This is a genomic window from Arthrobacter agilis (genome assembly GCF_002953615.1).
In the GTDB taxonomy this organism is placed as follows: domain Bacteria; phylum Actinomycetota; class Actinomycetes; order Actinomycetales; family Micrococcaceae; genus Arthrobacter_D; species Arthrobacter_D agilis_B.
In genome coordinates, this window is sequence record NZ_CP024915.1 from 1902211 (window position 1) to 1913272 (window position 11062).

The following is an 11062-nucleotide window of genomic DNA, read 5'->3' on the forward strand; positions in this document are numbered from 1 at the left end:
CCGTGGTGTACGTGGTCTCGAGGACGTTGGAGCCGTCCGCGTAGCGGCGCTCCACCGAGAACTCCGCCGTGGGGGCGAGGGAGATGAAACCCTCGTCGGCGTCCAGCAGGCGGGCGAACGTCGGCGTGGAGTCGAGGTCGGGCGTGGGGTACCAGTCGATCGAGCCGTCGAGGGCGACCAGCGCCACCGTCCGCCCGTCACCGATGGCGGCGTACGAACGGATGTCGGCGAAGCCGGCCTCGTCACGGAGTGCGATCGTCGGTCCTCCCGCCCGCGGCGCGCTGCTACCTGCCGTACTTGCCGTTGTACCGCGTCTTGTTGGCCCGGGGCTGCCCGCCGCGGCGGTTGTTCAGTACGCGTGAGGCGATGATGGGCACCAGGGCCCAGAGGATCCTTTTCAGCATGGTCGAGTCCTTAAGGTAGGGGCCGTCGCGGCTGTCGCCGCGACCGTCTTCATCATCCTACTTACTATTCCTGGCCGGTCCGCTCCTGCGTGACGAAGGCCCGGAGGGCGCGCAGTTGCGTGTCGCGTGCTACCGGGTTGAGGTACATCATGTGACCGGCCTCGTGGTAGTGGTGGGTGAACCGGGCACGGGTGGCGTCGTCGAGGTTCATGTGCGCCCACACGTACTCGGCGGCGAAGTGGGGCGTCGCGCCGTCATGGTAGCCGTAGTCCACGTGGACGCGCAGGGCGGGGTTGTGGACGAGGAGGCGTTCGAGGACACCCGAGACGTCCACGGGGGCGCCCTCGAACGTCCGGTAGCTCCAGGGCTGTACACGGGCCGTCAGGATCTCGTAGGGAAGGTCGTTCTCGTAGCCGAGCTCGGCGCGGACGTAGTGGTTCATGGCTGCGGAGTACGGCCCCGTGATGGCCCGGATGCTCGGGTCGTCGAACGAGTTCGACGACTGCAGGTTCGCGGGCTTCGCGGCGAAGCGACCGTCGATGCGGCCGACGGCGAGGCCCTCGGAGCGGAGGATCTCGGCGGCGAACTCGTGGTAGGCCCAGCGGAGGTTCGTGCGGCGGATGAAGCCCTCGTCGAGGGTGGTGATGGTGTGGAGCCGGTGCACCACCTCGTCGAGTTCCTCCGGGGTCAACCGGCTGCCCTGCGTCAGGGCGTAGCCGAAGTCCCTGGCCGCGTACTCCTCGGCCTCACGGACCACGTCGGCGAGTTCCCGGTCGCCGTGCCGGCCGTGGTAGTGCGCGATGGCGGCGTAGGTCGGCAGGTGCAGGGCGTACGGCAGGTCGCTGCCGGGGAAGAACCGCAGCGTGGACATGTTGAGCACCGTGGAGATGAGACCGAGCCCGTTGACCGCCATGCCGTAGGCGTCGAAGAGCCGTCCGGCCACCGCGACGGCGCGGAGGGTGCCGTACGACTCGCCGACGAGGTACTTGGGGGAGAGCCAGCGGTTGTTGCGGGTGGTCCACAGCCGGATGACCTCCGCGACGAGGTCGCGGTCCTGCACGAAGGCGTGGAACTCGTCGGCCTTCTCGCCCGCCACCACCCGGGAGAATCCGGTGTTGACCGGGTCGATCATCACGAGGTCGCTGGATTCGAGCAGGCTGTCGGGGTTGTCGACGAGTCCGAAGGGGGCGGGCGTCATGGTCCCGACGTCACCGGATTCCACGAGACGCGGACCCAGCAGGCCCAGGTGCAGCCAGACGGAGGCCGAGCCCGGTCCGCCGTTGAAGGCGAAGGTCACGGGCCGGTCCGGTTCGGCGTCCTGCTTCGTGTACGCGACGAGGAAGATCTCGGCCTTCGGCTTGAAGCCGTCCGCCTTGCCGTCCTTCGTCTCCTCGCGCCGCAGTACGAGGCGTCCCGTCGTCGTCGTGTACTTCAGACCCGACGGCGAGGTGTGCTCCCGGACGGCGAAGTCGTCCGACACCTCCTTCGCCGCGGCGGTGTCCGTGTCCTTCGCTGTGTCCTGCGTCTCATCAGCCATGGCAGAAGACTACCGGTAGTTCCCCGAGGCAACAGCTCAGGAGTCGGCCGGTGTCGCTTCCCGAGGCCGGTCCGCCGCGGACGGGCTCCCACCCGCGGCCCCGGCATCGCCCTCCCAGACCCGGTTCTGCTGCGGTCTCGCGAAGAACAGGGCCGCCGCGAAGCCGAGGATGATGACGATCGCCGGCAGGTAGAGCGACTGCCCCATGGACAGCGCATAGCCGGCCTTGGCCTCGTCGGGGAGGGCCGTCCCCGGAGTGGTGCTGATACCGCCTCCACCGAGGTTAGCCAGGAGGTGCGACTGCATGACGGCCGCGATCGCGGCGCTGCCGAGGACGGCGCCCATCTGCCGCGTGGTGTTGTAGACCCCGGAGCCGGCGCCCGCGAGCGACGGAGCGAGATTGCGCGTGGCCGTCAGCGACACCGGCGCCCAGATGCCGGCACTGGAGAGGCCGAGCAGCGAGATGGGCAGCAGCAGCTGCCAGAGCGGGACGTCCACCGTGAGGATGGAGCCCAGCCAGAACAGCGCGGCGGACATCCCGGCGAAGCCCGCGATGGCGATGTACTTGGGGTTGCTGCGCTGCACGTACTTGCCGACGAACGGGGCGAGGACGCCGGAGATGACGGCCATCGGGGTCAGCAGCAGGGCCGCCTGCGTGGGCGAGAGGCCGCGGACCGTCTGGGCGTAGAGCATGAGGGGCAGCGTCATGGTGGTGATCGAGAAGCCCATGGCCGTGATGGAGGTGTTCGCGAGGGAGAAGTTGCGGTCGCGGAACAGCTTGAGGGGAACCAGGGGTTCGCCGCGGTTGAAGCGCTGCCAGGCCACGAAGGCGACGAGCAGCACGAGGCCCGTGATGATGAGGGACCAGACGGAGAGAGGGCCGGCGATGGTGCCCCAGTCGTAGGTCTCGCCCTCCTGGATCCCGAAGACCAGGCAGAACAGGCCGGCCGCGCTGAGGAACACCCCGAGCATGTCGAACCGGTGGGACGTGGTCGGCAGGACCGGGACGAGGCGGGCGGCGAGGATGAAGCCGACGACGCCCACCGGGACGTTGATGAAGAAGATCCACTCCCAGCCGGCGGAGTCGACGAGCAGGCCGCCCAGCACAGGCCCGACGAGCGTGGCGATGCCGGCGACGGATCCCCAGAGCCCCATGGCGGCACCGCGGCGCTCCGGCGGGAAGATCCGCGTGATCACGGACATGGTCTGCGGGGTCATCAGGGCGGCGCCGAGGCCCTGCAGGACGCGCGCGATGATGAGGGCCTCGACCGTGCCGGAGAAACCGCACCAGGCACTCGAGAGGGTGAAGACCACGAGGCCCACGAGGTAGATGCGTTTCGGCCCGAACCGGTCGCCGAGCCTGCCGGTCACGAGCAGCGGGACGGCGTAGGCCAGCAGGTAGGCACTCGTCACCCAGATGACGCTGTCGATGCCGGCTCCCAGTCCCTCCATGATGGCGGGGGTGGCGACGGAGACGATCGTCGAATCGACCAGGATCATGAAGAAGCCGATGACGAGCGACCACAGGGCGGGCCAGGGCCTGACGTCGTCGTTCTGGAGCGGGGCACGAGCCTCCGCCGGAGGGTTGCTGGACATGGGAAGAAGACTACGCCCGCGTGCCGACTCTCCGGAGCGGAGGCCGTCCCGGCGTGACTTTGGGCCTCGGCCCTTCTCTTGGGTAGAGTGTTGGTGTTCGGAAGTGGTGTCCGGGGCTTTAGCTCAGTTGGTAGAGCGTTTCGTTCGCAATGAAAAGGTCAGGGGTTCGATTCCCCTAAGCTCCACGGTCCGGAACACGAAGCGGGGCTCCTGTCATCAGGAGCCCCGCTTTTCTCGTCGTGGCGGAGATGGCCGGCTCCGGTGACCTACTCCTCGGGAGCCTTCCGCGCCCACGGTCGTGCCGCCAGGATCCGGGCGAGCGGTCCCAGCCACGACATCACCACGAGCAGCGTGAAGGTGCTGCTCAGCGAGGATCCGATGCTCGTGGACGGCAGCAGTTGCTGGACGCCCACGAGGATCGCGGCGACGAGCAGCAGCTTCTTCACGCCGTTGAGGACGTGCGCCGGGACCGGTCGCGGCCACGGGGTGAAGTCGGTCGTGTCGATGTCCCTCGGCGCGTCCTCCGGACCCATGCGACCTCCTCTGCAGCGGATATGTCGTCCCATTATCCACTCGTGGCAGGCCTGGCCGCCCTCCGCGGACCAGCCGTCCCGTCCCGAGGGACCGGGTCAGCCGAGGACGGCCCAGGTGCGGGGCGGCAGGAGGATCCGCTGCGTGCCGGACTCGACCGTCGCCCGTCCGGCGAGGACGGCGACGGCGCCGCCGGTCTCTGCCGACCGGGTGTCCGGCGCGAGGTTGAGCGCGACCACGAGTGGCGCGTCGCCGTCGGCCGCGACGCGGTAGACCAGCAGTTCGTTGGACAGCTGCAGCACCTGCGTCGTCGCACGGTGGAGCCACGGATGCCGGCGGCGGATGCCGATGAGCTCCTGGTGGACCTCGTAGGTGGGCCTGCCGACGGGGGAGAGGTCACCCGGGGAGGGTGGGAAGAGCGGCCGGATGTCGTCGTCGCCCCCTGCCCTGTCCTCCTTGATCCCGCGATAGCCCTGCTCGTCCCCGTAGTAGATGGACGGGGTGCCGCCGGCCGTGAGGAGGACGACGACGGCGTGGGGGAGCAGGGCGGGGTCGATGAGCTTGCTGGCGATCCGCGTGACGTCGTGGTTCCCGATGAAGGTGAGCGGGGCGAAACTTCCGAGCAGCGCGTTGTGGCGCTCCAGTGCCGCGGCGAGTTCGAAGAGGTTCGCGTCGTTGAGCGAGCTCCAGACGGCTTTCCACAGCTCGTACTGCGTGGCGGAGTCGAGCCCGCCGGCCCGGATCTCCGACCCGTAGTCGCCGTGGATGTATTCACCGACGAACCATGCCTCGGGGTGGGACGACCGGACGCGCGTGGTGACCTCGGCCCAGAACCGGGCCGGGACGGCATAGGCGGCATCGAGCCGCCAACCGTCCGCCCCGCGACCGAGCCAGTACTCCATGACCCCGGCGACGAAGTCCACCACGGCCGGTTCGTCGTGGTTCAGCGCCACGAGGTGGTGGTGGCCCTCGAAGTCGCGGTACCCCGGCTCGGTGCCGGCCCCGGCACCGTCGGGCCAGTCGAGGAGGAACCATGGGGCGGTCGCTGCTCCCGGGCCGTCGGCGAGGACGTCCTGGAACGGGGCGAAGGAGCGCCCGGTGTGGTTGAAGACTCCGTCGAGCAGGATCCGCAGACCGCGGCGGTGCGCTTCGGCGACGAGGGTGTCGAAGTCCTCCGACGTGCCGAGCCGCGGATCGATCCGGAAGTAGTCGGTGGTGTCGTAGCCGTGGGTCTCCGAGGCGAACACGGGCCCGAGCGCCAGCCCGGACGCGCCGAGCTCCAGTGCGTAGTCGAGCCAGGGCACCAGGTCCAGCAGGCGATGGGCGGCTGCCGGATCGGTCGTCGCGGTCTTCTCCGCACCGACGAAACCGAGCGGGTACACGTGCCACCAGATCACGTGCCGGACCCAGTCGGGTTCCTTCATGCGGTCCTGCCCTTCGGTACGGCGATCGGGTGGAGCAGGGCGGCTGGCGGCCCGGGGAGGCCGGCTAGCTCGCGTCCACGAGGAGGTGCCCGCCCGAGGCGAGCTGCTGCACCTCGCCCGGCTCGAGGTGCGCGGCGTCGGCGATGTCGACGATGGCTGCGCCCGCGTCGGCGGCCTGCAGTACGGCGCACTCGAGTTCCCCCGCGAGCTGGTCGAGCTGCCACTGCATCGACTCGAGGTCGGCGGCGGCCGCCGCGACACGGCGCAGGGCGGGAGGCAGCGGGTGTGCGAGCTCGGCCGGCTCCTCGTGGGAGAGCTGGAAACCGCACGAGCAGGCCCACACGAGTTCGACGTCGAACCCGGCCGGAGCCTGCGGGATCATGCCGTAGGAGGAGCCGGTGTAGGAGGTCTCGCGCAGGGTCATGGGCTCCCCGCAGTGGAGGGGTGCCCCGACGGCGGTGTCTCCTGCGCCCAGGGTGTCACTGATTGTCTGCGTCATGCTCGCCCTTTCATCAAGAATACGAACCCTACTGTCAACTAGTTCGACAAACTAGTTATATGCGGACTGACATAGCCCTGTCCACTTCGGGTTGCTCCACACCACCGCGAGGTGTCCGTCGCGCAGGTGTGCTGCTGCTGTCCCTGCGCAGGCCGAGTCCCGGACCGGGCGAGGCTACCCAGCGGCGGCGGCGAGCGTTTCGTCGATCAGGTCCTGGAGCTCGTCCTGCGTTCCCTGGGGTAGGGCGTCCCGGGCGGTACGCACAGCTGTCACGGCCAGGCTCCCCCGCGTCCCGATGACGGTCATCGTCTCCTGCCGGGCGCCGTCCGGCGACGACTGCAGCGTCAGGTTCCCGAAGCTCCGGTCGGCGTCCGTCGCCGCGTCGACGTCCTGGACCGTCTGGTCGATCACCACGCCCTGTGCCTCGACGGTGAAGGACGAGCATGCCTGCAGTGCGGCGGACGATGCATCGATGCGACCGGGGAAGAACGCGGCATCCGCGGACGACGACGCCGAGACGATGGTCTGGACGGCGTCACCACCGGCGCCGGAGACACCCGTGGCGTACCCGGCGTCCTCGGGCACCTCGAGGGTGTTGGAGGCGAACACCGCGCACTCCTCCGGCGTGATCACGACCGACTCGAGGAACCGGCGCGCCTGGTCCATGCCCTGGTCGATCTGGTCCGTAGGGAGCACCTGCAGGGCGGTGCCGTCCGCCTCGGTGACGGTGTCCAGGATCGCCGCGAGTTCCTCCGAGGAGTACGTGCGGGATCCGTCGTCCGCCGTTGTCGTCCCGTCCGCCTCCGCGGACGGTGATGGCGACGATGACGGTGACGGTGACGATGACGAACAGCCGGCCACCGCGAGCAGGGCGGCCAGGGACAGTCCCGCGAGGGGTGGAAAACGTTGCATGGTCATCCTTCGGTGGGCGCCGGGCTACCCGCCCGCTCCGGCAATGCTACACAGGATGCCGGGGAAGCCGTGCGCCGGTCCAGGCGCCGTCCGCCGGTCCGGTAGACCTGTGCGCAGAAGACCACGAGGAGGAGCGCGTGGACGGCATCGCCGCCGTAGTACATGAGCTGGGCCGCCTGCTCCACCTCCGGCGAACCGGCCTCGGCGCCGACGGCGTACAGGTGCTTCGCCACCATGCCGTGGACCGCGATCGCCGTGACGATCGCCGCGCCGCGCTGCCACGCCGGAGCCCGGTGCGGATTCGGGTCCGTTCCGACGACGGCGTAGGTGAAGATGCACCCGGCAACCACGAAATGGACGTGCAGCAGCGGCCCGAGCACCGGGTGGTGGAGCAGGTCGAGGGCGCCCCCGTCCCGATACAGGAGTGCCATCGGGACGGTGGCGAGGAGAGTGGCGACCGCCGGATGGGTGCCCAGCCGCACGGGAACCGAGGCGGCGAGACGGCTGAAGCGCCGCCCGACGGACACGGGGACGGCGCGGAGGAACAGGCTCACCGGAGCGCCGAGGACGAGCAGCAGGGGGACGAGCATGCCGAGGGCCAGATGGACCGCCGTGTGCGCCGTGAAGCTGCGGCCGGCGGCCTGCGCCAGCGGGCCCACCGTGACGGCCAGCCCCAGCACCGTGCCGGCCAGCCAGGCCACGGACCGGCGGGGAGGCCATCCGGTCCGTCCGCGCAGGACGGCGGCGCGGCCGGCGAGCAGGTACGCCGCGGCCGCCCCGAGCCATACGAGCACGACGGCGGTGCCGAGGACCAGCCCGACGAGCCCTCCCGGAAGGTGCCCGGACACGGCCTCGCCGAGGTGGTGCGGATCGTCACCCATGGCGGGGAACGGCGTCCGGGCCCGTCCGGCGGCGGGTTCCGAGGAGCACCAGGACCCCGGCCGCCAAAAAGGCGAGGGCCACACCGTTCCACAGGAGGTCGTAGGGGAGCAGGTCGACGCCGTACCGCACCTCGTGCAGGTCGAGCAGCTTGTGCTGCACCAGGCCGTCGAACAGCTGGAACGCGCCGATGCCCACGAGGACACCGCCCACCCAGCGCCGGGCCCGCAGGGCTCCGCGGCGCCTGAGGTCGGCGAAGAGGAACAGGGAGGCCACGGTCGCGAACCAGCTGAACGCGTGGAACACGCCGTCGGAGACGAGGCCGGCCGCCGGCGTGGACCGGTCGTAGAAGTGGTGCCAGTGCAGGAGCTGATGGAAGACGGCCTCGTCGACGAAGGCGATGGCGCCGCAGCCGAACAGGACGCCCACCAGGACGTTCCGGCGCTGGAGGCCCTCGGCGTCCCGTGCAGCGGGGACGGGCGGTATGGCGGACGAAGCGATGGCGGCACCCGTCGTCGGGGGAAGCGGACAGCTCCCAGCGTGCCAGCGCCGCCCCGGACCCGTCCAGCACTTTCGCGTCCCCGTGGCGGGCGGCGCGGGCGGTCAGTACCCCTCGGCACGAGGCGGGACCAGGGGCGACGGCATGATCCCGACGCTATGACAAGCATCACGGTGAGGAGGCCCGGAACCGGCAGTACGCCCGATATTTCCCACTAGACTCGATTGCTGCACGCGCCCCGCGGCACAACGAACCCCACGAAGAACGGCATCGGCATGGCAACGGACTACGACGCACCCCGCAACAACGACGAGGACAAGGAAGCGGAGTCGCTCGAGGCGCTCCAGGCGAATCGGGGAAGCAACACCCAGTCGTCGTCGGTCGACATCGAGGACGGCGACACCGCCGAGGGCATCGACCTGCCGGGCGCCGACCTCTCCGGTGAGGAACTCCTCATCCAGGTGATCCCGCCGCAGGAGGACGAGTTCACCTGCGCGTCCTGCTTCCTCGTCCGGCACCGCAGCCAGATCGCCCTCGAGAAGGACGGCCGGCAGTACTGCAGCGACTGCGAGGGCTGACCCGCGGCCCCGGGACGACGGCGGCGTTTCCCGCGGGAGGCGCCGACGTCATGCGGAACGGAGTCGGGGAATGCTCAGGAAGCCTTCTCGTCGTACCACCAGTGCGTGGCTTCGAGCGGTCGGCGCGACCGCGACGCGACAGGGAGCTCGACGACGACGGCGTCCCGGCGGGGACGCGTCAGGACCATCCGGATGACCGCGAGCAGGGCGGCGGGAATCGACACCAGGATGACGACGGCGAGACCGTACATCGCGAGGGCCGCATGCACGGGCGAACCGTAGAGCACCTCCAGCGATGCAGCGCTGCCGAACCAGAGCCACAGCCAGAACAGGCCGATCGCGTAGAGCAGTGACCGCGCGCGCCTGTAACGCAACGGATAGTGCATCCGCCCACGCTTCATATTCGTCTCCCCAGACTTATGTTTTCCGGACCCGCCCCAGGCAGGACCACAGGATGAATAATAGACCGCTACCGAGGCTTTCCCCGCCTCCGACAACAGAATGAGGCGTGGCGATTTCACGAGGAACGGAACAGGGCCCGGACATCACGGTCCGGAGGATCCAGGGGAACGGCGTGTGGGCCCGCGTCAGCTCCGTCGGTGAGGTCGGTGAGCGCGCCTTCGTGCTGGTCTCCGGCCTCGGGGTGTCCTCGCACTACTTCGAGCAGCTCGCGCCGCACCTGATGCAGTTCGGGCCTGTCTTCGCCCTCGATCTGCCCGGTTTCGGCGGCGTCCCGCATGCACGCAGGGCCCTGTCGATCGGACAGTTCGCGGAGCTCGTCGGCAAGGCCATCGACGATCTCGGGCTGGAGGACCCCGTCGTCATCGGCCACTCCATGGGCACGCAGATCTGCACCCATCTCGCCGCGTCCCGGCCCCAGCTCTCGACCCTCGTCCTCATCAGCCCCGTCGTGGACGATGCGGCGCGCTCCACGGCCGTCCAGGCCTTCCGGTTCCTGCGGGCGAGCCTCCATGAGCCGGCCCGCGTGAAACTGCTTGCCGTCGTCGCCTACCTGACGTGCGGGTTCGGCTGGTTCTTCAAGATCCTCCCGCGCATGATGTCGTACCCGATCGAGACCACGGCCACCCGGGTCCGCTCGTCGACGCTCATCATCCGCGGCCAGCACGACGCCGTGTGCCCGCCGGCCTGGGTGACGAGGCTGGGCCGGGCCTTCGGCGGGGCTCCGGTCGTGGAGATCGAAGGCGCGGCACACTCCGTCATGCACGCGCATGCGAGGGAGGTCGCGGATCTCTGCGTACGCCACGCGAGCGGCACCCTCGAGGCGGAGCGGCCACTCGCTGGATCAGCACACGCGCCAGGGACCGACGGCGGGAGTGTTCGCGGCGCGGGCATCGCCGTTCTGCCGGAGTTGCCGGAGGTGCACTCCTCCCTGGCTCCGGTGGACGCCGTCCGCGCCATCGCCGAGGAGGTCGAGGGTGTCGCGATCGAGTTGAAGGGCAACCGGACGGACGACGACCGCCTCGTGGAACTCGGCCGGGAACAGCAGGCGGAGGCCCGCGGAAGGGGTACCCGGTGACGGACCCGTCCGGCCGTCAGAGGGTCATGGCAGCGTCGGGCAGCTTCACGTCGGCCGTCGCGTCGCCGAGCAGCCGGACGTGGTCGGGGGTGAGGTCCTCGATGCGGTTGACGCCGAGGAGCTGCATGGTGCGGGCGGTCTGTGTACCGAGGATCTCGATGGTGCGGTCCACGCCCTTGCGGCCGCCAGCCATGAGCCCGTAGAGGTAGGCCCGCCCGATCAGGGTGAAGTCGGCGCCGAGGGCCAGCGCCGCGACGATGTCACCGCCGCTCATGATGCCGGTGTCGAGGATGATCTCCGTCTTGCCCTTGAGCTCGGCGGCGACGCGCGGCAGGAGGTGCAGGGGGACCGGCGCGCGGTCGAGCTGCCGGCCGCCGTGGTTGGACAGGATGATGCCGTCCGCTCCGTGGTCGACGGCCTTTCTGGCGTCGTCGAGGGTCTGGATCCCCTTGACCACGAGGTTGCCCTTCCAGACGCTGCGCAGCCAGTCGAGGTCCTCGAACGTGAGGGTGGGGTCGAACATCGAGTTGATGAGGTCGGCGACGGTGCCGGAGTAGCGGGAGAGCGAGGCGAACGAGAGCGGCTCGTGCGTCAGGAAGTTGAACCACCAGGCGGGGCGGTACGACGCGTCGACGACGGTCTTCAGCGTCAGTGCCGGCGGGATGG

General features: G+C 69.8%; 13 protein-coding genes and 1 tRNA gene. 3 read left to right on the top strand and 11 right to left on the bottom strand.

All coding sequences use genetic code 11. The annotated features are described in order from the left end of the window. From CVO76_RS09175 to CVO76_RS09185, 3 genes are all read right to left on the bottom strand, one after another. On the bottom strand, positions 1-187 hold a 187-nt coding region (locus CVO76_RS09175; protein WP_244185842.1), incomplete at its 3' end, for a trehalase-like domain-containing protein. A 281-nt stretch (positions 188-468) separates the two neighbouring features. Then, positions 469-1941, bottom strand: coding sequence for a S10 family peptidase (locus tag CVO76_RS09180; protein ID WP_208739035.1), 1473 nt, complete (start codon positions 1939-1941; stop codon positions 469-471). Positions 1942-1977: 36 nt separating this feature from the next. Then, positions 1978-3537: a DHA2 family efflux MFS transporter permease subunit gene (locus CVO76_RS09185; protein WP_208739036.1), complete on the bottom strand. Its 1560-nt coding sequence runs from the start codon at positions 3535-3537 to the stop codon at positions 1978-1980. Between the two features lie 112 nt (positions 3538-3649). Between CVO76_RS09185 and CVO76_RS09190 the strand changes: the two genes are divergently transcribed. Beyond that, a tRNA-Ala gene (locus CVO76_RS09190) sits at positions 3650-3722 on the top strand. Between the two features lie 81 nt (positions 3723-3803). Here CVO76_RS09190 and CVO76_RS09195 read toward each other — a convergent pair. From CVO76_RS09195 to CVO76_RS09220, 6 genes are all read right to left on the bottom strand, one after another. Further along, positions 3804-4070, bottom strand: a complete 267-nt coding sequence (locus CVO76_RS09195; protein WP_208739037.1) for a hypothetical protein — start codon at positions 4068-4070, stop codon at positions 3804-3806. Positions 4071-4166: 96 nt separating this feature from the next. Further along, entirely contained in the window at positions 4167-5492 is a 1326-nt protein-coding gene (locus CVO76_RS09200; RefSeq protein ID WP_208739038.1) for an alpha-amylase family glycosyl hydrolase, read from the bottom strand. 64 nt (positions 5493-5556) lie between these two features. After that, positions 5557-5991: a hypothetical protein gene (locus CVO76_RS09205; protein ID WP_208739039.1), complete on the bottom strand. Its 435-nt coding sequence runs from the start codon at positions 5989-5991 to the stop codon at positions 5557-5559. Positions 5992-6165: 174 nt separating this feature from the next. Beyond that, positions 6166-6903, bottom strand: coding sequence for a hypothetical protein (locus CVO76_RS09210; protein ID WP_208739040.1), 738 nt, complete (start codon positions 6901-6903; stop codon positions 6166-6168). Positions 6904-6905: 2 nt separating this feature from the next. Further along, entirely contained in the window at positions 6906-7784 is an 879-nt protein-coding gene (locus tag CVO76_RS09215) for a cytochrome c oxidase assembly protein (RefSeq protein ID WP_208739041.1), read from the bottom strand. Beyond that, a complete protein-coding gene (locus CVO76_RS09220; RefSeq protein ID WP_244185843.1) occupies positions 7777-8211 on the bottom strand; it encodes a DUF2243 domain-containing protein in 435 nt (144 codons plus the stop codon). The genes CVO76_RS09215 and CVO76_RS09220 overlap by 8 nt, the downstream gene beginning before the upstream one ends. Positions 8212-8556: 345 nt before the next feature. Here CVO76_RS09220 and CVO76_RS09225 point away from each other — a divergent pair, with 345 nt between their 5' ends. Next, positions 8557-8859 (top strand): DUF4193 domain-containing protein, encoded by a 303-nt coding sequence (locus tag CVO76_RS09225; protein WP_133081453.1) that lies wholly within the window; start codon positions 8557-8559, stop codon positions 8857-8859. 74 nt (positions 8860-8933) lie between these two features. Here the strand turns inward: CVO76_RS09225 and CVO76_RS09230 are convergent, their stop codons facing one another. After that, entirely contained in the window at positions 8934-9245 is a 312-nt protein-coding gene (locus CVO76_RS09230) for a hypothetical protein (protein ID WP_208739042.1), read from the bottom strand. Positions 9246-9367: 122 nt separating this feature from the next. Here CVO76_RS09230 and CVO76_RS09235 point away from each other — a divergent pair, with 122 nt between their 5' ends. Further along, positions 9368-10396, top strand: a complete 1029-nt coding sequence (locus tag CVO76_RS09235; protein WP_208739043.1) for an alpha/beta fold hydrolase — start codon at positions 9368-9370, stop codon at positions 10394-10396. A 16-nt stretch (positions 10397-10412) separates the two neighbouring features. Here CVO76_RS09235 and CVO76_RS09240 read toward each other — a convergent pair. Beyond that, a partial coding sequence (locus tag CVO76_RS09240) for an alpha-hydroxy acid oxidase (protein ID WP_208739044.1) occupies positions 10413-11062 on the bottom strand: 650 nt, incomplete at its 5' end.